This is a genomic window from Novacetimonas hansenii, assembly GCF_014843995.1.
Classification (GTDB): domain Bacteria; phylum Pseudomonadota; class Alphaproteobacteria; order Acetobacterales; family Acetobacteraceae; genus Novacetimonas; species Novacetimonas hansenii.
On the sequence record NZ_CP062147.1, the window covers coordinates 2,221,931 to 2,242,732 of the forward strand.

Below are 20,802 nucleotides of genomic sequence, written 5' to 3' on the forward strand. Positions count from 1 at the left end.
TCGAAAGGCAATCCATATCAACTAACAATCAAGCAGCACGTATTCCCGAAACGAATGATCGAACGGTTCTGTAATCCAACTTCCAAACTGGTGGATGTGATCAGAAAAAAAGAACCATGTAGATTATCTCTTGCTCCTCAGGCCGAAATATTTTGTGCTATGCGGAAATGGGATCAAAGAGCAGAAACACTTATTGGCAAGTCTATAGAAAACAGATTTAATGATTTAGTTGATAACATTATCAAAAACCCATTTTATACCATAAATGAAGAAGAAAATAAGACAATAAACTCATTTTATTCTCTTGTTATGGCGCGACAGGATTGCAAATATAAGCCACACAACGATGTAAAATCAGGATCAAAACAAAAAATAGGAGAGTATTTAAATAAGGATCTACAGGAGAGATTAGAGAGCCAATATATCTATTTTTATAGGGACACCGGCTTGCCGTCCAGAATGTTTAACGGATTAATGATACAAAAAAAGATAGCCCATTTCCAAATGCTTTATGAAAATCTTAAATGGCATATTGCTTACCTATCTTACGGGGAAATAGTTGTTCCTGAAATGATAGATTTTTTCTTTATACCCATAACGCCAAATATATTTTTAACACCACAGAAAGGAAGCAAAATACTCAGATGGCCCGATTGCTTGGCACTAAACTACTGCATAAATATTTTATGCCAAAGATCCACATATTTCTTTTCAAGAAACTTAAATGCGTGCTTTGGTTTTAATCTGTCAAAACCCTGGGTTTTCCATCCCTATCATTTACCAATATCAAAACCACTTAAAGCCTAATTTTTTCCAATCTTATCTGCCAATATCCCACCCTTTTGTCCTCTGAATAAATCGCGCTCTACCAGCCTGCGGCACAATCATCAGTTCCGTACCCCCCCACACCAGCGCATCCACGCGGTCAGGCGACTTCCCAATGCCTGGCCGCCATCCGCACATCTGATCTTCAAGGTCAGGGTATGTGCCCACATGATGCACCCTTCCCTGCTCATACAGGGCCATGACAGGTTCTGCCCGCACCAGTTTGCCCCGGCTGGCGTTTACCGTCTTGACCGGCACGTTACGGGCTTCTGCACGGATGGTGGCCTCTACCATCTCTCCCCCAAAATTGCGCTCCGCCAAGATCCTGTCGGCCTGGTGCTTACGGTAGGCCAACACAGCCATGCGTGCCCATCCCGCCGGGGTGTAGCGGCCTGACAGGTCCTCCAGCACGTAGCCCTGCCCATCATAGCCCAGCCCCACGACCACGATACCCGTTTCATCGGACTTGTCGTGGGATGAACCGGCTGGATCGATGGACACCACGATACGCTGAAACCGGCGATTATCAGGCCAGACACGCAGGGCGTCTATCATTTCTCGGGTCCAGAGCGATCCTTCCATGTCCTCCAGCAATTCGCCGTCTAGTTCCTGCCTGCCCATGGTGGTGCCGTCATATCGGGTCACCAGCGCGGAAAGGGCCTTGGGGCTGAGGTTTGCGGCATTGTCCAGCGTGCGTGACCGGGTGATGGCGGTTGTGGGGGCCTTGGCCAGTTCCCGTATCAGGGGCAAAGGCTTGGGCGTGGTGGAACATACGATACGCGGATCATCACCCAGCGGGCCTTTCAGACGTAGCGCGAATTGCAGCATGTCCCAGGTGTATTCCGTCCGGTCCCATGCAACGATTTCGTCACACCATGCCCCGTCCAGGTTGGCGCCACGCAGGCGCTCGGGTTCCTCAGCCGAAAACAGGTAGCAGATGGCCCCGTTCGGATAAACGAGACGCTGTGTGGAAGGCTCGTAGGACGGCATGCAGCCGGGTGAGGATATGGCCAGCATGCCGCTGCCCGGCCCCTCGATCTGAACGCGGCGCAGGGCATTGGCGGTCGGACCGATGATGGCCATTGACTTGCGCCTGCCGCTCTCGATTTCTCCCCGCACCCATTCCGCTGCAGAGCGTGTCTTGCCGCTACCGCGCCCCCCCAGCAGCAGCCAGACAAACCAGCCACCTTCCGGGGCCAACTGATCGGGACGTGCCCAGAAAGGCCACACGTAGCGTATGGCCTCCAGTTCGGTAGTGGACAGGCTGCCAAGGATCTTCCGGCGCTCATCTGATCCGAGGGATGCCAGGCGGGCCGCGAGGGATTCCTTGTCGGTTACAGCGTCCATGCATCCTTCCTCCGCTCGACCTCAGACATGATTTCCTTCTTGAGTGGGACAATGGCGTCCCGGTCCTGCTGCTTGAGACGGGAAGCTGGCGATATGACCAGCTTTGACGGGCGTACGACCTCAAGCACGATACCCTGCCGGGTCAGGTTATCCACCCATCTTGCCGCCATCTGTTCGGCAGACAGAGCTGGAGCGGTATTCATCGGGGTCAGGGTGTGAAATTGGCGGGGGTCCATGTTCTGAACCCGCGTAAAAAACGCTTCGGCTTCCTCGTAAGCCTTCTGCCTGATCTGTTCGGCCTGGCGGCGATCGGAAAGGTCAGAATTGATCATGACTTTGTAGGAGTGGAGTGCGCCAGTCAGCTTTCCCCACGCACCGTCTATCGCCTGCCATGGGGAGTTTGGCCTGCGCCGGGCTTCCTGATAGGCGATGCGCACGCGATCCTCAATGGGCAGTCCGGCATTCGTCTCGGTCACTTCTTGTCTCCATATTTCTGGGCCATGCGGGCGATGGCACGTTCGTTGATCGCACGTGCTCGTTCGGCAGCCTGTTCCTGCTTCAACTCGCTCCAGCGGCGGTCCACTTCCTTCTTGGAGGCCGTGCGGGCATCGAAAGCCGGGAACGCGCCGGGATAACGGGTCCGCAACTGTGCTACTGCTGCTTGCGGCGGCAGGCTGGTGTCCGCCACCTTGAGTAAATCCATATCGGTCAGGCCCGCGCTGTTTGCGGCCTGTTCGAGTGTGTTGGTCATTGTTTGTCCTTTTTTGGAAAAATCAGGGCGCTGTGTTGGGTCAGCGCCCGATTGCACGTCCCGGCACCTGCACGTGCCGAACGCCATCAGCGGCGGTCCCTGTTGCTTTAAATTCCTGGCGCTGTTTTTTTTCGTTGGCCGCATCAATATGCGGCATGACCGCCTCGCCCACCTTCTTGCCGTCCATCGTGATCTGGATTGGCGTATTGGTCCCGAACATCCCGCCGCTATGGGCGCCCAGCCAGGCATCCAGCTTTCGCAGGGTCTCATTGTTCTGCTCAAGGTGGGCCTGCATCTTGTCCACCATCGGGGAAAGCAGGTCCCATGCACCAATGCCCAGGGCAACCGGCATAAACCGGCTCCCTGCCCCCTGCGCTACCCGCCCGGCTACGGCACCGGCCCCTTCCGGCGCGTATTTGAGCAGGGTTCTTCCTGTCCATTTCAGAAGAGCCGAGGCGGCCGCCGCGAACGTAAGGTCTGTGGCCGCCGTAGAAAGAGGCTGGGCCACGTTCGGATGGCGCTGGGCTTCCTTGCTGGCGAAGTTGAGCGTGCTGGTCAGCAGGCCAAGGGCCGTAAGCCCACGCGGCACGCTGATGGCACCGGCGACGCCGCCTGGCGCGTCGGGATTGGTCGCGGGGTCCATTACCCCGGACAGGAATATTCGGCTGATTGCCATGTTTTCCTCGTGGTTCAGGCAGCGGCCAGCACGGCCGCCACCGCTTTTGCAGTCCATTTGCCCCCACGTGGGGTTCGGACTGATCGCCGATCCAGTTCAGCCGCGATTTGTCGCTGGCTCATCCCCTGATCGTGCAATTCTGTTACCAGCGGACGCACCGATGCACGGAACGCCGCCGTTTTCTGCTGGAGGGCCTCGGTCCCGGCCTTCCCGTTTACCATCGGGCCGCCCCGATAGCCGCCTAGCTTGACGCCGCGGGCCTTGGCTGCTGCCAGGGCCTCTTTCGTGCGCTGGGATATGGCTTCGCGCTCCTGCTGGGCCACAAGGGCCATGATCCCGATGGTCATCTGATTGGCTCCCGGCATGTCCGCTGCCACAAAGCTGATACCGGCGTCTTTCAGGCCGATCAGGAACGCCGCGTTACGGGAAAGCCGGTCGATCTTGGCAATCACCAGCGTGGCACCAGTCAGACGGCACTCATTCATGGCCCGCTCAAGCTGAGGCCGGTCATCATTCTTGCCGGTCTCGATCTCGGTGAACTCGGCCAGCAGTTCCCAGTCACCACCGTTGAGGAATTGCCGCACGGAATGCTGCTGGGCCTCAATCCCCAGCCCGGATTTTCCTTGTTTTTCAGTGCTTACTCGGTAGTAAGCCACGAATTTTCCGTGCATGTGCAATTCCTGACGACGAAGGTTGTCAGATATTGCTACGGTTCCGAATTCGGGTTTGCAAGTCCTTTTTTGTCCCCGATTTCCTCCACGTCTTTTGCCTCGATCACTGCTGGACGCTTCGCCAACGGATCGAGCATCCGAAGCAAACGGTCCAGCATATCGGTGTGTGAAACCTCCTGCTGACCATCCTTCGGTGTCGCGTCAGCCGTGACCTTCATCGACAGTCTTGGGCGGCAGTAAGGCAAGGCCGCCTGATAGGCTTTTACCCGCAGATCGACCGGCGTTTCCGGGTTGTCCGCAATTTCCAGCAGGCTCAATAGCGGATCGCGCCCGGTTTCCATGATTTCCACGATGTTCTGTTTCGCTATCTGTTGCGCCTTCTTTGGTCGCGTGCTGTGCCAGTCTTTTCCAGCCTTTCGGCCTGCCCCTGGACGCTTCCCACCGGAGCCACTCGATGTTCCGGGCATAGATCGCTCCTACGCGCGTGCCTGATCCTCGGTTTTCACGCCCGCGACGGCCGCAGATGCCAAAATGCTCTCGCGTGCCGTGCGCGTTGCCGCTGATCGCCTCGCGCCTGATTTGATTAAAAGTTAGTCTGGCCTGTTCTCGACCCTCAAAAAGAAAGGGCCTCAAGACGATTGAGACCCCTCTTTCTGCACGGATGCCGCACGGAACCCGCATGGGTGAGTGACCCGCACGCACGGGTCATCTCCCCTTAAGGGTTCCGAGATCCATGCGTGCACGGATTTGCACGGAAGATGCACGGATCACCCTTCATTCGTCCTGTTCAATCCATTCGACATTTGAGGGCTTTCCTTCCGGCGTTTTTATCCCCTGCGCCGTTGCACGATTTGCCCGGCGAAATGTCCCGATGCCAAAACCAGCACAGAACAGTTCATCCAGCACCTTGCGCTGCCCCTCGGCTGTCGTGATGCCATTATCCATCAGCAACCGACGCACAGAACGGGCATCCTTCGATAGTTTCGGACTCCACGGGCCTGATGGGCTTCCCTGCGCCAATCCGGCCTGTATGATCTCCATCTGCTCCACAGAGACGCTATCGTGCGGCGGTGTCCACGGCTTCATGACGGCCACACGATCCCCATTCGCCAGTTCATAAGACTGACGCTCAAACCATTCCTCCTTGCCGATAGGTGCGGCGTTGATCTTCGCCCCGTCCACGCGGGAAAAGAACCGCCTATGGTCAGCCTTGAGGCCGAAATTCGATGCCTCCGCGTCCGACATGACATTGACCGTCAGCACGATACGGGCAGCACCCACCACGGCGGAGGCTCCACGCGCTACGTCGGGATCGCCCGGCGCGGCTGCCACGCCCTTGCGTGTGTGATGCAGCAGGACAACGGCCATATCATACCGGATCGCCAGTGACCGGAAATGGGCCATGACTTTCCGGACGGCGGTGTTGTCGTTTTCCTCGGCCTCATGCAATTCGACCAGCGGGTCGAGCATCAGCACGTCCGGCCTGCGCTGCTTTATCTCCCGCTCCATCTGCATCATGGCGGGAGTGTCATACATCTCCTTGCTGTCCTTGTTCTGCTCCAGCAGGGTGCCGATGGTCTCCGTGCCGATGCGGGTGACGTAGCCATTAAGGTCTGCCGGACGCTTGCCCATGAACCGCAAGGCAGCCGAGAACCGGCGGCGCTGTTCGTCCCGGTCATCCTCGACATTGTAGGTCATGACCTTCATGCGCCGGTCGGGGACCAGGCGGCCATATTCTTCCCCCAGAGCCAGGGAAGCCGCCCACCCCACCATCAGGCTTGATTTGCCCGACGCCGGGGCGCCCACAACTACCGTGACAGCGCCACGCAGGAGGAAGCCGGATGCCACCCACGGACGGGGCGGTATGTCGGTTTCCTCCCAGTCCTGATCGTCAATCACAAGCGGGATGACAGGCTCTTGATACTGGGCCTGCTGCCGGGCGGTCTGGGCTTCTGCTACGTGGTGCCGGACAATTTCTCCGATTTCATTCATCCACCCACCCTTGCCCGTAGCGCGGAAGCTATGGTCTTTTCGACTTCACCAGCGGCCAGCCCGGCAGCCAGTCCAGCGGAGGCCATCACAGAAGCGATTTCCCCCGGCGTAAGGTGGCCATCAGGGACGAACCGGGCGAGCGCGAAGGTTTCCGCGTTCAAGGTCTGGTTGCGTGTCCCTTCGCCTGCCGTAGCCACCTGCCGGGCGGCAGAGCGCATGGCGGCCTGCACATAGCGGTCTGCCTTCTCGATGCCGCGCTCAAGCTTGGCCAGATCAGCCTTTGGCGGTGGTGCAGGGGTCGCCTGCTCTACCAGCCATGCAGGCCATAACGTCAGGGGCGCTTTATCCACGACTTCCAGCCCGGTTGCGGGCCACCAGATGATGTATCCCCCCTCCGCGCGCACATCGATGCCAGGCGCGATCCTGCCCGCACTGTTCCGCATTCCTTCCCGGTGCCAGAACAGACAATGCAAGCCTCCTGATCGGGTCCGGTGTGTGCGCGTTCTGGGGATGTTGGTGCAATGCGCTTCGTGCCATTCCTCGGCGGCGGCCTTGTGCAGATCAATGTCCAGCACGTCAATGCAACGGCCATGGCCATCATATCCCGCAAGCCCGGTGGCAACGCCGATCAGTGACCCGGGATGCTGCGCCCACAGGAATTCTACCTGTAGCGGGTCGCGTGTGGCGTCCTTGAAGCCGTGCGGACAGGCGGGAGCCTTATCCTCTTTGCAGGGGAATACGGGCAGGCCCGCTTGAGCAAGCTGGTAGGCATGCTCAAGCGCCTTGATGGGTGGAGCGGCTCCGGTCATGGATGGGCCTCCGTCACGGTTTGTAAGGCCGCAGCGCAACCTACTGCCTGCTGCATGAGAGCTACCACACCACCCATGCCATGCCGCTCATGGGCCACGGTCATCATGTAGGTCAGCATGACGGCTTCAGATGAACCACCCTTCGGATCGGGACCGCCCGGCGACAGGCCAGCCATTGCCCGTTCCAGTCGATCGAGCGCATCGCGGTAGATGGCACATCCCATTTCGGACAGATCGCCGGTCTTGTCGTGGCTTGCGCTCATTGCTCTTGTTCCTCAAGCCAGCGGCGCAGCGTTTCCGGGCGGGCGCATATCGTCTTTCCGATTTTGATACAAGGAAGCCCGGCATGCTCATTCCAATGATAGACTTGCCGCCGCGTGACCCCGAGAAACTGAGCAATAGCCCCTGCACCCGTCAGGATTTCAGGTGGTTTCATGTCGTGTTCCATGTCGCGCCTTATGTTGCGGGCGTGTCGCACGGAACCGCGCGAAAGCCACGTAAAGCCTTGGTTTTTGGCGAAAAACTGCGGAATCTTCGGCAATATAATAATGCCGAAAAAAACAACGTAACTTGTTGTTTTTAGGCGATGTTTATCACTTCGCCAGCAAGATAGCCCTGCTGAATGACGGGCTGGAGAACTGCGGGAAAATTGGCGATTGCCATGTTTATATCCTTGATGTCAGAAATTCGCCCCGGCATCAGCAGGCAGCGTTGCACGCATCGGCGGCAGTATTATTTGAGGTTAGCGGGGCGGCCAGCGCAGACCGAGGGCAGCGGCATTTGCCGCCACGTCTTTCGCATCCGCCGTTACCGCGTTGAACGGTGCAGGGTCTCCGGCCTTGGGCGCGGGCGTCGTCTTGGTCGTGCCCGTCTCGGTCCCCGGCCTGGACGGTTCGGAAAACAGATATCCACGACTTTCCTTGGCGGCTTCCATCACCGCATCGAGGCCTTCGACCTGACCGTTCTCGCCCATCTTGACGGTGCCCAGGTCGATCAGCTTGACCACATCCTCGGGGTTGACGGCACCCAGGCGGACGGCGGCGGCCTTGGCCTCGGCGCGAATGACGGCGGCGTTCGCCTTTTCCGTCGCCCCCTTGGTCGCAGCTTCGGCGTCGGCCTTGGCCTGCTCGACGGCAGCATTCGCATCAGCCAGGGCCTTTTCGCCGTCAACCTTCTGCTTGTCGAACTGTGCCTTGAGGCCGTCACGAGACTTGATTGCCTCATCGCGCTCACCGCGAATGGTGTCGCGTTCAGCGCGTGCGGATTTCAGTTCACTGCGTACCGTCACAAGATCGGCGCGTGCCTTTTCGAGTTCCCGCACCGTGTTGGGATCGATTGCGGGCGACGTATTTTCGGTCATCTGACCCTCTGTTGTGTGAATGATCCGGCATCAGCCGGGGGAACGTCAGGCCGTGACCTGACGCGTTTCTGTGCGCCCGGCCGCGCCCGCCTGGCGGTCGGCCTTGGCTGCATTCGCGGCATCCTGTCGCTTGGCGACCAGAGCAGGGTTGGACAGTTCAGCCAAAACCCTGCCCCATTCCTCCTGCGGGCTGGCTGCCCCGACTTTGGCGGCATAGATGTTGCAGGCGGTCTCATTGGACATGAATCCACCAGCTACAGCCGTCGCCAGCCCCTGCGCCAACTGGAGAAGTTCAGGGTCCGTGCTGGGGAAGTAGGGCGGCCATTGGAGTGCCAGACCGGCATCAGACAGATTGACGTAATCCTTGCCACCAATCCGAATGCCGCCAGCCACTACGCTGGAAAACCGGCAGACCATACGATACAGCGACAATAGGCCGTATTCGCCGTAGGACAGGCGCAGGCGGTCGGCCAGCCATACCAACGATTGGCACATCATCTCCATGGCGCGGCCGGACTGCGCGGCGCTGATTTTGTCTGCGCTGGCCCGGTTGCCGTGGATCTGTTCCATCACGATGGCGCGCAATTCCTTGTATTGCGCCAGCATCGCGCCGGATGCGTCACCGTTGATTTCCAACATCTTGGCGTCGCCATCCATTGGCAGGATCAGGGCCGATGATGCGCCACCGGTTGTGCCGCTATCGCCGTCCGCTCCTGCTGGATCGCCAGCCCCAGCCTTAATCACCAGCTTGGGGTCAGAACTGTATTTCAGACCACGCCCAGATTGCGACAGCAGGTAATCGCACTCGATGACCGTATCAATCGCGCGTTCGAAGGTGCATGGTCCGTCCACAATGCCCGGCTGCGCCAGATTAGCCATCCATATCCACGGGACAAATCCAAGCCCGTGCTGGGTGGTGCGTGCGGTGTCAATCCGGGCGGGCATCCCGTCACCTACGCGGGTTGGAACGTAAACCTGGCAGGCGGTTTTATCCCACTCACGGCGCCACCAGAATATGGTGGCTCTGTCATCATCGGGGATGGGCCAGCCATTCGCGGCCAGATCGGCCCCTTTGACCTTGTAACACTCAACTACGCTGATCAGGTTGTTTGCAGCATCCCACGCGGGCGTGAGAAACCGGGTATCGTGCATTGACACGCAGGGTGCGCGGTCCACAACCTCGACCAGCAACGCCGACGACCCGACAGAGCCAGCGATAACCGCCTCGATCATAACCGCAGGCAACGCGCATTCCCGGTCAATGTCGGCCATAACAACCGCAACGTCCGGGGCATCTGCGGTCAGGGACGGCCAGTGGCATTCACCAAACACCAGAGACGCACTCTCATCCACCACCGTCGCGCACATGTTCGTGCGAACAGACGGCCTGCGCTGGCTTAGCGGGATATATTCCCCTGCTCCGTTATATTCGCTGCTGAACGGATTCGGGATTGCGTCGTATTGTGTGCAATCCCGAACTTTCATCAGCGCAGTCAGGTTATTTGCACGCGCCGGAAGGTCATTGTCCTGCGGATAGGTTTTTTTTAGCTGCTTCCAGTCCATGCGACCCCGTGGCCGCTATCGGCCCAGATTGAAACGTGTTGGCGCGAAACGCGCAGGCGCGGCAGGCGGAGGCCCCAACATAAGATCGGTCAGTGCCCAGACCAGCGCATCGGCCCTGTCTGGTGATCGCGCGCCCTCAAACCCAGACATGGAAAACTGGCATAACTGATCTTCAAGATCAGGGAATCTGCCATGGTGAATGACTTTCCCCTGCTCATAAAGGGCGGCCACGGGTTCAGCCCGTGCGAACTTTCCGCGTGAGGCCGTGACCAAGGTGACGGGAGCCGTGGCGCGTGCCGACCTAATCGTGCTTTCAACCATCGCACCGCCAAAATTCTTTTCAGCCACAATACGATCACCGCGCCACAGGTCCAGCGCATCCAGCGCGACCTTGGCCCAGCCAGCGGGACCGGTGCGGCATGACAGGTCCGCCAGCACATGCCCGATACCGTCAACATCAACCCCGCACACCGAAATACCTATCTCATCCGAACGATAATCTTCCGGCCCCGAACATCCCGATGGATCAACCGCCACCACAATCCGCCGCATGCGCGACATCACATCAGCACGGTTGGCGTCCGTTATCGCCGCCTCACGCCGGATGCGATCCAGCGTCCACAACGCGCCTTCGATCGCGGTCTGGTAATTGCCAAACAGGAACCGCTGGCGCTCTTTCTCCGGCAGGCTTTCCAACTGCTTCAGGTATTCCGGCGACAGATTTTCACGATTACTGTCTGGATTGATCTGCATTGTCGCGTAGTCAGCAGGATCAGGAATCGGCTCACCGGATTTCGGTTCGACATGGCGTTCAAACAGACTGTAGAGCCAGTGCGAAGTCGTCGGCGGGTTGGCGTCGATATACTCTTTGACGTTTAGTGACGATTTCTGCGCCAGACGCGTCAGGAGCATATTCCGCGCGCCATAACTGATCTGGCTGGCTTCGTTTAGATAGACCGTAGCAAACTCAAGACCAAGAATTTTCTCTGTGCGCTCGGAACTGTCCAGACCATGGAACAGGATTTCAGATCCGTTCGGCAGGGTTACAAACCAGTCCGTGCGGTTCAGGTTATACGGCACACCGGGGAAGCACAGCCGCATCACCTTGGGGAAGGTATCACCGATGATGGAGTGTTTCAGGGCATTGAACCGGTGACGGAAAATTCCGTGACGCGTTCCTGGTGCCTTGGCGGCCCGAATGACCAACGCCCGGATCAGAAGAAATGTTTTACCCGATCGCGACCCGCCGCGCAGCAGGACATGTGCCGCCGGGGAACCCAGCAGCCGGTTTGCCTCCTGCTGGGCTGGATTGAGTTTGGCGACCATTACAGCGCGTCGTCATCTTTCGTGATGTTCATGGTGATGTTGCCGGTTGTTTCCAACTTGTCTTTGAACATACCGAGGTGCCGACCGATCTGCGTCAGTGCCCCCAACTTATCCCACGACTTCACCTTGGCGACCTTCTCGACTTCACCCGGAGAACCCGGAACTGCGCGCAATATGACTTCAATCGACGCCACCGATGCAGAGACCGCCGGGTCCATATCAGCAGGGCTTTTTAGTTCACCATCATCTCCAAAGATGTTTCGGATATCGCTGAAACCAAGCTTTGCCAACTCCTGAAGAACCCGATCCTGCGTGATCTCGGTCCGCTTGGACCGTTCTAACTGCGCTTCCGCAATCGCAGCCTGGATATCTGGTTTTGTCAGGTTTTCATGACCGATTTGAACCGCGGTCTTTTTGCTGTATCCGGCACGGATTGCCGCCTGCGTGGCGTTCAGATCGACAAGATATTCCTCGACGAACCGCGCCTGTTTTGGCGTCAGGTTCGCCATTGGCAATTTCCCTTGTTTAAGGTTGCACTCCCCGCCTTATCCCCCGTTACTTGCGGGCTGACAGGATTTGCCCATGCCGGTCGGCAATGAAATTAACGGGCTCCGACCGGTTAGGGAGGCTGGGATATCGGCTCCGTGCCAGAACCGTAAGGTTATCAGCCGCCCGAAACCAACATGGGATAATGATGCGCGCACACGAAAAACCACCATCTGTGATGGCGGAAGATTGCGTTCCGATGTGGCGCATTTATTCCATGGTATATCGAATAATGCATGTTACTGGAAAAAGTACAAGTGTTATTTTATGCACCACAGATCGACCAGTTTATCCAGACCGTGACAGATCGTTTTGCCGCGCATTCCCACGCGCTCATCCTCCCCGCAGACGGCCACGATTGCACGTCGCTGCGCTGCCGACAGCACCTTCAGCGCCTCAGATACCAATTCACGCGCATAGCAGGAATTTTCCTGCCCATTCAGATCGCCACCGCATTCAATTTCCTGCGTATCATAGGTTTGCGTGACACGCGCCCGGCGCGCAGATCGCAGCCACGCACGACGGAACCGCAGGCCAGCAGCGTACTGCTTCGGCGTCAGCGTCCCATTGGGGCGGTTATAGAACCTGTCCAGCGCACATTCATCCGAAACCCGGCGCACTGATTGCAGTTGTCCACCCGATCCCGCAATCGCAATCGCGTGTTGCACGATTTTCCGACGCAGGGATGCTGGCCCATCCGCGCCCGGGTCTGGTGCTGTCCCGGCTGCGATTTCCCGGCACAGACGATTGTAGCGCCGATCCGATTTCAGTATTCGGGCCACACGATCAAGTTCGGCAGTTGCCATTATTCCCCAACCTCCTCATAGCTGCCCGTGCGTTTTTCATGGCTCTGCGGTCTCCGGGCGTTGCGGCAGAGAAATATATGGCCCCGTTATTATGGACCCACCGGAGGTGGCCACCGCGTGAGACGGATACGACCCAGCCCCTTGCCTGCATTTCCTGCTGGAAACGTCGTTGTGCGCGTGGGATCATGCCCATTCCGATACCCCATACCACCAGACCAGCACCCACGAAATGGCGGATACGGGGACGGCGACCAGAAGGAAAAGCCCCCATATCAGGGCGATTTTCAGCGTGTCAGTCATTTCGCATGGCCACCCAGCACACCGCAGAAATCGGCGGGATCGTAAGTAGGAATAAGGCTAAAGAGCGCCAGAAATTCCTTATTTCAGACATACCGCAATATAACCACAAAACCCGATACATGTACAGTAAAAACGTACATAACCACCCGCTGCCGCGTGGTGGTATTTTGCGGCACCGCCATCCTTCATGCGGGTGCGCGCACAAGAAAACGGCTGCTCCCACGGATAAATACTGATACCGTGAAATGGATGATTCAATTCGTCATAACATGATGTAGGACAGATACATGAAAAATAAACTAATTATCGTCATCGCGATTCTGTTGATAATAATCATTTTCCTTGTTTCATTTATACTTCCATCCACCATAACCTCAGATATAGGCGACCACGCCACATGGAGCGCGTCCATACTCTCATTTTTCACAGCGATAACTACTGTTGTTATTGGATTCTACGCCTATAAAATTTCGAAAGAACAGAATAAATCTTCTCAAATATCATATATGTCTGAAATACTCCGATCCTTATCCGACCAATGCAATGAAGCAATCAAACTGGCACACAAAAAAACAATCGAACCCGACGAAGCAGAAAAATACCCGAACATTGAGAAATGTTTATCAAATATTTCCACAGCAATCGTAAAGGCAAAAGAGATAATAAAACATCTGCATCCCAATGATTTGGATTTGTACAAAAACATGTTTTATTCGATGATAGATTCATCTGTCTCTACCGAAATTATGGAGAAAAATATCCTTAATGCATCCCAAATTCCGCTAATAGCTACCATCTCCAAGCAGTATGACGACATACGGTTTATGGTTGAACCACCGACCGGCAAGTAGGCTCAATTCCTCCCCTGACGCCATAAGGCGGGAACGTCAGATGTGACGGTCCCGCTAGCGATCGCCGATCATGCGCCCTCCGCCACCGACCAGTAACCACCAACAAACTTGATTTTTCCGGCCTTGCGCATCTTCTGGAAAATACGGTCAACGAAGCGGTGTGCAACTACGCCCATCACCCCATTCCGGCGCGCCTTTTCTTCCATTTCGCATGCCGTAAACGGCTCTTTCTGGCGCAAGATATACCCCGTGAACCATTCCACGATTTCAGGATCAATCCCCTTACCTTCAACGATCATGGCCATGTCCCCACGATCATCCACGCAATACTGACCGCCAAACCTACGGCTATGATGGCCGCCCCGATCGTATCGACAATCGAAGCAATGGCCTCCCATTTGCTCATCGCCCTACCCTACCCCGCATTGCCCACAACCCAAAATCTCCAACTTGCACGCAGGAGCCGTTTTCCGTCCCGCTGGTGATTTACCCCTACCATCGGTGCTGATGGTCATTTCATCGCACTCAGCGGCAAACCTCGACGGCCTCAAGGGCATATTCGTATCGCCACCACGGTTCAGATTGCGGGGAACGAACAGAAGCGACGCCCATTCCCGTCATGCCCGCGTGATGCGCTGTTTTTCATCTTCGCTGATTTTAACACAGAAAAATCAGCATTGGCACCTGTTTTTAACCCCCATCCACGCCATGACGCGGGAAAAATTCGTCAACGATCGGGAGGTTTTGGGGGGCGTATTTTTCCACCGCGCTGCGTGCCATCCGCGCAAAATCCGCCTGCATCGGGCTGTGCGACGCATCCCGGAGCGATCGCCGCAGGCATTCCGGGTCGCCCCAGAGCGCGTTGCTGGCCGGCTCACGCCCCGGCTGCCCGGTGATGTCCTCGTAGGCCGCAGGGGACTGCTGGCGGATCAGGCTCAACGCACGGTCGCGACGGAACGCGGTTTCGGCGGCCTCGATTGTCGTTTCGTCCGCCTGCGCCCAACGGGCCATTTCCCCACGGTCGAAATATCGGCGCCACTGGAGGTCATCTCCCTCCAGGGGTTTTGCAGCCCCACGTCCAGAGATTTGCGCCAGCTTCCCGTCGCGTCGGTTGCGCTGGAACGCGCTCCAGTGTTCGCCCAACAGCTTCCGCAGGACGGCGTATGGCGGCCACCATTCGCAGGATTCTGCGACGAATTGCAGTGACGCAGTGGTGAACGCCGCCCGAGGGTAATCCCGGATCAGCATTTCGGCGTAAAGGGCCATCTGGTCCCGACCGCAATCCTCGGACCGGCGACTGACCAGTGCGGCCAGCTTCCGCAGCCACGCGGCGATATGCTGGGCATGCTCGGGAGCCTCGGCGCTCCGCAGATCAGATATTTGGTTCAAATTCCCTGCCTCCGGCAATCCTCTTCCGCCGCTGCGTCAAGGTCGATTTCATCAAGCCGCCAGTCGCGGGCCATGGCGTCGAGCTTCGACCCCGTGCGATTTCGAATTGCGCCTTCGATCCATGGGATGGCCTCGATAGGACGGGCCTGCGAACATTCGAACAGGATGGCGCTGAGCAATTGGGCATTGTCCTTCGTGGCCTTGAGCCACTTACCCATCAACCGCCGGGCAGCGGGTTGCGTTTTGCCGGTCATGCTCACCAGAGCATCCAGGCCCTGCCGGAACAGAACCGTCCGGGCATCTGGTGCCAAGGGAACCACATTCCCGGGCCCGAGCAGATCAGGTGCAACCTCAGCGACTGCATGCGACGACGGCGCAGCCGGTGTCACGAACGAAGTGAGTGTATTTTCTGAACGTAGTGAAGAAGGTGATGGTGATGGTGACGCGCGCGGGCGTGACGCGCACGTAGGATCGTCTTTGCATGAAGTTTGCATACTGCTTTGCTCATCCAAACGTGATGCATTTGCATATGCATTTGCATCTCTATTGGATGTTTCTTTGCGCCATCTTGCATTTGCAGCATCGATGCGTTTGGATCTCTTTTCATCAGCAAAAGCACGCTCTGCATCCGCTCTCTTTTGGTGCAAAAGACCATCATTTTCCTTATGAAAATAACGCTTTAGGACGGGCCATATGGATTTGTCCCACACCTTACGATCGGCCCTGGCAATAGAAGATAATTCATCAGCGTCATCAGGTAATGGGCCTTGCCTCCAATACTCCATCATCAGCAAGAAATATGCGCCGTGCTGAATGGTAGAAAGTCGCATCGTATCGGCAAGATAATCCCCAATATAAACAGGCATCCAAAGGTCGGTTTTTGAGCGCTTACTCATGCCGCCACCTCATCCACATTCGCGCGAATGACATCGAATTTATAGACCCAGACCCATGGGTTTGCGCATACGGATTTTGTCTCATGCTCTCCGTACAGGTCAGTCCAGATATGGTCCAAGAAAGCCTGCCGCGCCGATGATAACGTAGGTCGTTCAGAACCTCGTCCGGACCACAGCATGTGGCGACCGAATGATTCACCCTTAACCCCTTCCGCCCGTGCATCATCCTCGGAAATATCCTGCAACCGTTGCGCACAGATGTTGGTGACGCGCAGGGTCACGCGGCTAGCCCAGCGGGGCATATGGATAGAGGGATTCTGAATCCATATTGCATACGGATCTGGGGCCGCAAATGCACCATTCCGCAACCCTTCTGGCCCATATGTACGGTTTCCAACATTGGGTGGGTTTCCGTCTGCCGCATAGAAAACAGGATCACCCCGACGATACGCCAAAGGCGGCGCAGGTATTTCACACCCTCCTGGGGTTGACCCGTAGCTATAGTGTTCCGCAATCCAAAATGTCTCACGCACCCACAGAAGATCGCCAACGCTGTATGGTGCATCAACCATCACACCAACAGATTCATATTCTCCATGAAACCATACCTGATGATCGAAGAAAGCCTTATCGGGTCGGCATATGTTGTGATGTGGAAATCTCTTGTTAGGACTGATAACCCGCCGCGTCTGCGTCTTTCGGCCGTCCAGAAGAGCGCGCACCATTTCAGAACCGAACAGGATTGGTAATTTCTTGCTCATGCCGCCACCTCAGTAATCGTAACAACGGTCCGCTGCTCACACAGGCGGCATTTCACGGATCTGACCTCAAGGGTCATATGCTTGGGGGCATCATCAACAACAAAACCAAGTCCGCGCTTGTTCTTCACGCGCTGTCGTGCGCCCGGCGTGCGGACGTTCAGAAGACGCGGCGTCGTCAGGGCATCCACCAGGAACTTCGCGCCCCCATACAGGCCGTCTTTATCGGGCGTGCCAGCCGAATGGCGCTCGATCAGCACATGCGCGCGCTGGAAAGGCTCTGACGGCCGCAGGTGAAGCGCTGCATCTGCAACCGCCCGCGCCATCTTCCGACGCATGCCTGTGAGCGCAAAACGGCTCTGTCCGATGCTGTGATTCAGCAACGGGAATGGCTTGGGGAGGGTAAATCGTATCATGCTGCCATCATCCCCGGAAACGGACACACCCGATCGCCCGGCCCCAACGCCTCATAGCGCAGGCCGGTCAGGCGACCTCTGATCCAATCGTTATTTTCAGTTCTCAGCCACTCGCGCGCCTCACGCTCAGACCGAACGTTGTAGATCCCCACGAAATATGTGCCGTCCCGGTCCACGCCAGATACGCGGGTCCATGTGCGGTCAGACATTTTCAGCCTCCCGTATTTTCTTGGATTTCGACGAACGCGCCGATGAATTCTTGGATGAAGGCCGCTGCGGCTTGCGGGACGATTGCATTGCCTGCACCCCGCAGGAGGCCCACGCGGCTGGGAAACCCATCAACCAAAGGGAAAATTCCGGGTTCAACTGGCCGGAACTTACCGTCCCGGCATCCGATCCAGTCAGCACCTGACCAGAAGCTGTGATGCGGATCGGCTGGTCCGCCTTCCACACCTCGCGACCTAGCAGGCTGTTCGTCGGCACATTCGGACACTCCCTGCCGTCTTTGTGGTCCCGCGTTGTCGGTGTCGGCCAGCCTGTCAGAGACGCTGCGCCGGGAAGCCGGTCTGATCCCTGCCCCGGCCCTCCCTTCGGGCCGTCCTGAGAGCATGGGGTAGGCCAACCCGTCAGGCTGGCGATGTGATTGAGCGACACAGTCGCCTTCGACCCATCCGGTCTGCGTCCGGTCGGACTGGCATCCTTCGCCATCTGAGATCCGTCCGCATTGCCCTTTGTGGGCGTCGGCCAGCCTGAAAGCTGCGCATCCCTCACCAGACATGCACATCCGTGCTTCGTCCCGTGCTTGGCTTTCTGACCTTGAGATCGTCCTGTCGTATCGTGCGCTTGAGGCGTCGTCCAACCGGACCGCCCCGAAGAACAGTCTTTTGCGGATATGCGGCGCGCCGACGCTACAAGCTGGCAATACTGCCGCCCCGCAGGTGTAACCTTCTCGCTCCAGCGCATCGAATAGATCATCGAGCCATCCGTGCCTAATCGCCGCTTCAACCTGTTCCCCAAGCAAAATTGGAGGTTTGCACTCGCGGACGAGATCAAGCCAGACTGGCGCAAGGTGCCGTTCGTCGTCGTTTCCGCGCTGCTGTCCAGCGACAGAGAATGGCTGACACGGCGGCGATCCTGTCCAGCATGGCAGGCGCTCGTATCCTGCGAGGCGCAGGGCGAGCGGCCATCCGCCAATACCTGCAAAGAAATGACATTGGTCGAATTCGCGCACATCTCCGGCGTGAACATCTCGAATTGACCTGGTATCGACGTGCCCGGCTGGCAGATGATGTCTGGCGCCGAGTTCGTGCAGCCACGCTGCTGTGGGTTTGTCCCACTCGTTGTAGTAGACGCGCATGGCATTAAACATCATCCATCAGGTAATATTCACGCGGCGGCTGAAAAACCTTGACGCCAGCCGCGCGCAATACTGCGGGAGTGTATCCCTGTGCTGTATGGGCATTTCGCTGTTTGCTAAGGGCCGATCTTGAAATGCCAACCCGGTCTGCGAAAGCCTGCGCTGTCCCCGCTTTGTTGATCGCTTGGGAAACTATCCGATGCACATCAATGTCGGTGAGGGTGTTTCGGCTCATTCCCCGGCCTCCCGCTTCAGTTCATTGGCCCGACGCTCCAGGCGGTCGGCCCGTTCGCTCAAATATTCAGCCCATCGACGCAAGGAGGTTGCGCGCCGGAGTGAGCGGACCGCTCGCCATCGAGTGATGGCGGCACGTCTAAGGAGGATGTATCTCCCCATGTGTCGTCCCATTCATTGCTTAGGGCGCGGTAGATGGCGGCCTGATGTTCGGCCTGCCGTTCTGCACGCGCCATGTGTTTGCGGTATGACTTCTGGACGGTCAGGAACACATGCGCCGGTATGACGTGCCATTCCCCGTACCAGAGCCGCTTGACCTGCCCGGCGGTCAGACCGGTATGCAGCGACAGGCGGCTGAAAACTTCTTTCAAAGCGGCACGCGCGCCGAAAGTCCCGGCGATCGCGTGAAGATTCGCCTGAACATTGGTCGCGATCGCTTCAGGCGTGTTCATTTTCACCCTTTCTGCTCTCACGGAAAATTTTTCTTTCTGTGCGGACAAAGTTTTCTCCATCTTCCGAACAGCGACGAACGGAACCGGAGAAAACCAGTATGGAGAAACCACCAATCGAATCCGCTGATGGCCTATGCGAACAACCATTCGCCCCGACGATCCCGTGGATGCTCCGAACCCTGGCATGCGCCTGGGCCGCGATGCATCCGTATGCCACCATTGAGGAACGGCAATTCCTCGCAGCACTGGTGGCTACGGAACTGGCGGGGCGGTAGGGCATCCTAAAATGGGATCTCGTCGTCCAGGTCGTTGCCGGATGGCGCATCCCATCCGCCTGAACGCTGATGGCTCCCCTGCTGGCGGGGCTGTCCCTGTTGAACGGGAGATGCGCCAGAACCATTTCCTGGACTGTCCAGAAGCACAATTTCGCCGCGAAACGCCGCTATGACGATCTCGGTAGCATAACGCTCCTGCCCGCTCTGATCTGTCCATTTCCGGGTTTGAATGGCCCCTTCAAGATAGATCTTGCGGCCCTTGCGCAAGAAACGTTCGGCCATATCGGCCAGACGCTCATTGAATACAACAACCCTATGCCATTCGGTGCGCTCCTTACGCTCACCGGATGCGCGGTCGCTCCATGTTTCACTGGTCGCAACCGTTAAGTTTACGATCTTCTTTCCGCTCTGAGATGTACGGATTTCAGGATCTTTCCCAAGATTGCCGACAATAATTACCTTATTCACTGATCCAGCCATCAGAGTGCCATCCTGTGCGAAATTTTATCCACGTCACGCCGTATCAATTGGTCGTAAAGCCGGACCTCAGTGAAATTGTTCAGGCGAATATTATTGTTCACCTCAAGCCACTCCTTGGCGGCGAGCATCTTGCGGTACGACTTTTCAATATACGTCATCTCGCATGGCTTCGGCGGCCGACCCCGAACGGAACGCGGGGCGCCGTTAGTCATGCCGCTCCTTTCTTGCGACAATTCCTTCAGCCTGCATTTGCGGCACTGCGTGGAGCGACCTGTACGCAGATAATAGGATTTTGCGACATGAAGCCCACCGCAGCGCAAACATAGGCACTTCCACGAGGATGAATCCCCAGGTTTCCACCCGACATGCTCGATGACCTGCAAGAAGCCAAAGACCTGTCCTGCCATTTCAATCCGCTGTGTCATCGCACCCCCTCCCCTTCCGGGCGCACGACCGTCACGCCTCGGAAAAGGTCCGGGCGCAGTTGTTCGCGGGGGATTTCATATATCTGTTCAAGCCTAATCAGGTGACAGACGGGGATCGCCTTCCACTTCAACACGGCGGAATGCGTTTTCATCCCAAGATCGCGGGACAGCTTAGATGCGCCACCGGCTAGGGATATGAGTTCTGCTGGTTCCATATCCAATATGTCTCTTAAAGAGACGTTCCGCGTCAAGCGAAAATGTCTCTTAAGGAGGCACATAATTTTTGGAATGATGAAA

At 57.1% G+C, this 20,802-nt stretch carries 28 protein-coding genes and 1 pseudogene; 3 read left to right on the forward strand and 26 right to left on the reverse strand.

The genetic code is table 11. The features are described from left to right. Nucleotides 1-54 precede the first annotated feature (54 nt). Nucleotides 55-807: a hypothetical protein gene (locus IFJ82_RS09690; protein WP_192264216.1), complete on the forward strand. Its 753-nt coding sequence runs from the start codon at nt 55-57 to the stop codon at nt 805-807. A 12-nt stretch (nt 808-819) separates the two neighbouring features. Here IFJ82_RS09690 and IFJ82_RS09695 read toward each other — a convergent pair whose 3' ends face one another. The 15 genes from IFJ82_RS09695 to IFJ82_RS09765 form a co-directional block, all read right to left on the reverse strand. Continuing rightward, entirely contained in the window at nt 820-2,172 is a 1,353-nt protein-coding gene (locus tag IFJ82_RS09695; RefSeq protein ID WP_192264218.1) for a DNA-packaging protein, read from the reverse strand. Continuing rightward, a complete protein-coding gene (locus tag IFJ82_RS09700) occupies nt 2,160-2,648 on the reverse strand; it encodes a hypothetical protein (RefSeq protein WP_192264221.1) in 489 nt (162 codons plus the stop codon). Before IFJ82_RS09700 ends, IFJ82_RS09695 begins: the two co-directional genes overlap by 13 nt. Then, on the reverse strand, nt 2,645-2,923 hold the full coding sequence (locus tag IFJ82_RS09705; protein ID WP_192264224.1) for a hypothetical protein: 279 nt from the start codon (nt 2,921-2,923) through the stop codon (nt 2,645-2,647). Before IFJ82_RS09705 ends, IFJ82_RS09700 begins: the two co-directional genes overlap by 4 nt. A 40-nt stretch (nt 2,924-2,963) precedes the next feature. Then, a complete protein-coding gene (locus tag IFJ82_RS09710) occupies nt 2,964-3,599 on the reverse strand; it encodes a hypothetical protein (RefSeq protein WP_192264227.1) in 636 nt (211 codons plus the stop codon). A gap of 14 nt (nt 3,600-3,613) precedes the next feature. Beyond that, nucleotides 3,614-4,270, reverse strand: coding sequence for a recombinase family protein (locus IFJ82_RS09715; protein ID WP_192264229.1), 657 nt, complete (start codon nt 4,268-4,270; stop codon nt 3,614-3,616). A 35-nt stretch (nt 4,271-4,305) separates the two neighbouring features. Then, a complete protein-coding gene (locus IFJ82_RS09720; protein WP_192264232.1) occupies nt 4,306-4,737 on the reverse strand; it encodes a hypothetical protein in 432 nt (143 codons plus the stop codon). Nucleotides 4,738-5,044: 307 nt separating this feature from the next. Continuing rightward, entirely contained in the window at nt 5,045-6,262 is a 1,218-nt protein-coding gene (locus IFJ82_RS09725) for an AAA family ATPase (RefSeq protein ID WP_192264234.1), read from the reverse strand. Beyond that, nucleotides 6,259-7,071 (reverse strand): bifunctional DNA primase/polymerase, encoded by an 813-nt coding sequence (locus tag IFJ82_RS09730; protein ID WP_192264236.1) that lies wholly within the window; start codon nt 7,069-7,071, stop codon nt 6,259-6,261. The genes IFJ82_RS09725 and IFJ82_RS09730 overlap by 4 nt, the downstream gene beginning before the upstream one ends. After that, on the reverse strand, nt 7,068-7,334 hold the full coding sequence (locus tag IFJ82_RS09735; protein ID WP_192264239.1) for a hypothetical protein: 267 nt from the start codon (nt 7,332-7,334) through the stop codon (nt 7,068-7,070). Before IFJ82_RS09735 ends, IFJ82_RS09730 begins: the two co-directional genes overlap by 4 nt. Next, a complete protein-coding gene (locus tag IFJ82_RS09740; RefSeq protein ID WP_225578620.1) occupies nt 7,331-7,612 on the reverse strand; it encodes a helix-turn-helix domain-containing protein in 282 nt (93 codons plus the stop codon). Before IFJ82_RS09740 ends, IFJ82_RS09735 begins: the two co-directional genes overlap by 4 nt. A 201-nt stretch (nt 7,613-7,813) precedes the next feature. Further along, nucleotides 7,814-8,431 (reverse strand): phage scaffolding protein, encoded by a 618-nt coding sequence (locus IFJ82_RS09745; protein WP_192264242.1) that lies wholly within the window; start codon nt 8,429-8,431, stop codon nt 7,814-7,816. Between the two features lie 45 nt (nt 8,432-8,476). Further along, nucleotides 8,477-9,994 carry a phage portal protein gene (locus IFJ82_RS09750; RefSeq protein ID WP_192264245.1) on the reverse strand — a complete coding sequence of 506 codons (1,518 nt, stop codon included), beginning with the start codon at nt 9,992-9,994 and terminating at the stop codon, nt 8,477-8,479. Nucleotides 9,995-10,009: 15 nt separating this feature from the next. Then, complete coding sequence (locus IFJ82_RS09755) at nt 10,010-11,320, reverse strand: phage terminase large subunit (RefSeq protein ID WP_192264248.1); 1,311 nt, start codon at nt 11,318-11,320, stop codon at nt 10,010-10,012. After that, nucleotides 11,320-11,829, reverse strand: coding sequence for a terminase small subunit (locus tag IFJ82_RS09760; protein WP_192264250.1), 510 nt, complete (start codon nt 11,827-11,829; stop codon nt 11,320-11,322). Before IFJ82_RS09760 ends, IFJ82_RS09755 begins: the two co-directional genes overlap by 1 nt. Nucleotides 11,830-12,126: 297 nt before the next feature. After that, nucleotides 12,127-12,672, reverse strand: a complete 546-nt coding sequence (locus IFJ82_RS09765; RefSeq protein WP_192264253.1) for a hypothetical protein — start codon at nt 12,670-12,672, stop codon at nt 12,127-12,129. Between the two features lie 587 nt (nt 12,673-13,259). On the opposite strand from IFJ82_RS09765, the gene IFJ82_RS09770 reads away from it, so the two are divergent. Then, entirely contained in the window at nt 13,260-13,823 is a 564-nt protein-coding gene (locus IFJ82_RS09770) for a hypothetical protein (protein ID WP_192264256.1), read from the forward strand. Nucleotides 13,824-13,891: 68 nt separating this feature from the next. Here IFJ82_RS09770 and IFJ82_RS09775 read toward each other — a convergent pair whose 3' ends face one another. From IFJ82_RS09775 to IFJ82_RS09810, 9 genes and pseudogenes are all read right to left on the reverse strand, one after another. After that, a complete protein-coding gene (locus IFJ82_RS09775) occupies nt 13,892-14,128 on the reverse strand; it encodes a hypothetical protein (RefSeq protein ID WP_192264259.1) in 237 nt (78 codons plus the stop codon). A 385-nt stretch (nt 14,129-14,513) separates the two neighbouring features. Beyond that, nucleotides 14,514-15,212: a hypothetical protein gene (locus tag IFJ82_RS09780; RefSeq protein WP_192264262.1), complete on the reverse strand. Its 699-nt coding sequence runs from the start codon at nt 15,210-15,212 to the stop codon at nt 14,514-14,516. Further along, nucleotides 15,209-16,108 carry a YdaU family protein gene (locus IFJ82_RS09785; protein WP_192264264.1) on the reverse strand — a complete coding sequence of 300 codons (900 nt, stop codon included), beginning with the start codon at nt 16,106-16,108 and terminating at the stop codon, nt 15,209-15,211. Before IFJ82_RS09785 ends, IFJ82_RS09780 begins: the two co-directional genes overlap by 4 nt. Further along, nucleotides 16,105-16,869 (reverse strand): hypothetical protein, encoded by a 765-nt coding sequence (locus tag IFJ82_RS09790; protein WP_192264266.1) that lies wholly within the window; start codon nt 16,867-16,869, stop codon nt 16,105-16,107. The genes IFJ82_RS09785 and IFJ82_RS09790 overlap by 4 nt, the downstream gene beginning before the upstream one ends. Continuing rightward, the gene (locus IFJ82_RS09795; RefSeq protein WP_192264269.1) at nt 16,866-17,282 is read right to left on the reverse strand and encodes a hypothetical protein; all 417 of its coding nucleotides are present in this window, start codon (nt 17,280-17,282) and stop codon (nt 16,866-16,868) included. The genes IFJ82_RS09790 and IFJ82_RS09795 overlap by 4 nt, the downstream gene beginning before the upstream one ends. A 201-nt stretch (nt 17,283-17,483) precedes the next feature. Beyond that, on the reverse strand, nt 17,484-17,765 hold the full coding sequence (locus tag IFJ82_RS15735; RefSeq protein WP_225578870.1) for a hypothetical protein: 282 nt from the start codon (nt 17,763-17,765) through the stop codon (nt 17,484-17,486). A 421-nt stretch (nt 17,766-18,186) separates the two neighbouring features. Further along, a pseudogene (locus IFJ82_RS16010) lies at nt 18,187-18,654 on the reverse strand (DNA cytosine methyltransferase); the annotation flags it as partial. Next, nucleotides 18,644-18,874, reverse strand: a complete 231-nt coding sequence (locus IFJ82_RS09805; protein WP_192264274.1) for a hypothetical protein — start codon at nt 18,872-18,874, stop codon at nt 18,644-18,646. The pseudogene IFJ82_RS16010 and the gene IFJ82_RS09805, both read right to left, overlap by 11 nt. 58 nt (nt 18,875-18,932) lie before the next feature. Continuing rightward, nucleotides 18,933-19,325 (reverse strand): hypothetical protein, encoded by a 393-nt coding sequence (locus tag IFJ82_RS09810; RefSeq protein ID WP_075595551.1) that lies wholly within the window; start codon nt 19,323-19,325, stop codon nt 18,933-18,935. 98 nt (nt 19,326-19,423) lie between these two features. Between IFJ82_RS09810 and IFJ82_RS09815 the strand changes: the two genes are divergently transcribed. Continuing rightward, a complete protein-coding gene (locus IFJ82_RS09815) occupies nt 19,424-19,600 on the forward strand; it encodes a hypothetical protein (RefSeq protein ID WP_192264277.1) in 177 nt (58 codons plus the stop codon). A 6-nt stretch (nt 19,601-19,606) separates the two neighbouring features. On the opposite strand, the gene ssb is transcribed toward IFJ82_RS09815, so the two are convergent. Beyond that, on the reverse strand, nt 19,607-20,080 hold the full coding sequence (gene ssb / locus IFJ82_RS09820) for a single-stranded DNA-binding protein (protein ID WP_192264279.1): 474 nt from the start codon (nt 20,078-20,080) through the stop codon (nt 19,607-19,609). Continuing rightward, nucleotides 20,080-20,505, reverse strand: a complete 426-nt coding sequence (locus tag IFJ82_RS09825; RefSeq protein ID WP_192264282.1) for a hypothetical protein — start codon at nt 20,503-20,505, stop codon at nt 20,080-20,082. Before IFJ82_RS09825 ends, ssb begins: the two co-directional genes overlap by 1 nt. Nucleotides 20,506-20,802 lie beyond the last annotated feature (297 nt).

Bases quoted from the DNA above. Each gene is read 5' to 3' on its own strand.
- IFJ82_RS09690 (WP_192264216.1), top strand. From the start codon at position 55: ATGATCGAACGGTTCTGTAATCCAACTTCCAAACTGGTGGATGTGATC.
- IFJ82_RS09695 (WP_192264218.1), bottom strand. From the start codon at position 2,172: ATGGACGCTGTAACCGACAAGGAATCCCTCGCGGCCCGCCTGGCATCC.
- IFJ82_RS09705 (WP_192264224.1), bottom strand. From the start codon at position 2,923: ATGACCAACACACTCGAACAGGCCGCAAACAGCGCGGGCCTGACCGAT.
- IFJ82_RS09710 (WP_192264227.1), bottom strand. From the start codon at position 3,599: ATGGCAATCAGCCGAATATTCCTGTCCGGGGTAATGGACCCCGCGACC.
- IFJ82_RS09715 (WP_192264229.1), bottom strand. From the start codon at position 4,270: ATGCACGGAAAATTCGTGGCTTACTACCGAGTAAGCACTGAAAAACAA.
- IFJ82_RS09720 (WP_192264232.1), bottom strand. From the start codon at position 4,737: ATGCCCGGAACATCGAGTGGCTCCGGTGGGAAGCGTCCAGGGGCAGGC.
- IFJ82_RS09725 (WP_192264234.1), bottom strand. From the start codon at position 6,262: ATGAATGAAATCGGAGAAATTGTCCGGCACCACGTAGCAGAAGCCCAG.
- IFJ82_RS09730 (WP_192264236.1), bottom strand. From the start codon at position 7,071: ATGACCGGAGCCGCTCCACCCATCAAGGCGCTTGAGCATGCCTACCAG.
- IFJ82_RS09735 (WP_192264239.1), bottom strand. From the start codon at position 7,334: ATGAGCGCAAGCCACGACAAGACCGGCGATCTGTCCGAAATGGGATGT.
- IFJ82_RS09745 (WP_192264242.1), bottom strand. From the start codon at position 8,431: ATGACCGAAAATACGTCGCCCGCAATCGATCCCAACACGGTGCGGGAA.
- IFJ82_RS09750 (WP_192264245.1), bottom strand. From the start codon at position 9,994: ATGGACTGGAAGCAGCTAAAAAAAACCTATCCGCAGGACAATGACCTT.
- IFJ82_RS09755 (WP_192264248.1), bottom strand. From the start codon at position 11,320: ATGGTCGCCAAACTCAATCCAGCCCAGCAGGAGGCAAACCGGCTGCTG.
- IFJ82_RS09760 (WP_192264250.1), bottom strand. From the start codon at position 11,829: ATGGCGAACCTGACGCCAAAACAGGCGCGGTTCGTCGAGGAATATCTT.
- IFJ82_RS09765 (WP_192264253.1), bottom strand. From the start codon at position 12,672: ATGGCAACTGCCGAACTTGATCGTGTGGCCCGAATACTGAAATCGGAT.
- IFJ82_RS09770 (WP_192264256.1), top strand. From the start codon at position 13,260: ATGAAAAATAAACTAATTATCGTCATCGCGATTCTGTTGATAATAATC.
- IFJ82_RS09775 (WP_192264259.1), bottom strand. From the start codon at position 14,128: ATGGCCATGATCGTTGAAGGTAAGGGGATTGATCCTGAAATCGTGGAA.
- IFJ82_RS09785 (WP_192264264.1), bottom strand. From the start codon at position 16,108: ATGAGTAAGCGCTCAAAAACCGACCTTTGGATGCCTGTTTATATTGGG.
- IFJ82_RS09790 (WP_192264266.1), bottom strand. From the start codon at position 16,869: ATGAGCAAGAAATTACCAATCCTGTTCGGTTCTGAAATGGTGCGCGCT.
- IFJ82_RS09795 (WP_192264269.1), bottom strand. From the start codon at position 17,282: ATGATACGATTTACCCTCCCCAAGCCATTCCCGTTGCTGAATCACAGC.
- IFJ82_RS09805 (WP_192264274.1), bottom strand. From the start codon at position 18,874: ATGAGCCGAAACACCCTCACCGACATTGATGTGCATCGGATAGTTTCC.
- IFJ82_RS09810 (WP_075595551.1), bottom strand. From the start codon at position 19,325: ATGAACACGCCTGAAGCGATCGCGACCAATGTTCAGGCGAATCTTCAC.
- IFJ82_RS09815 (WP_192264277.1), top strand. From the start codon at position 19,424: ATGGAGAAACCACCAATCGAATCCGCTGATGGCCTATGCGAACAACCA.
- ssb (WP_192264279.1), bottom strand. From the start codon at position 20,080: ATGGCTGGATCAGTGAATAAGGTAATTATTGTCGGCAATCTTGGGAAA.
- IFJ82_RS09825 (WP_192264282.1), bottom strand. From the start codon at position 20,505: ATGACACAGCGGATTGAAATGGCAGGACAGGTCTTTGGCTTCTTGCAG.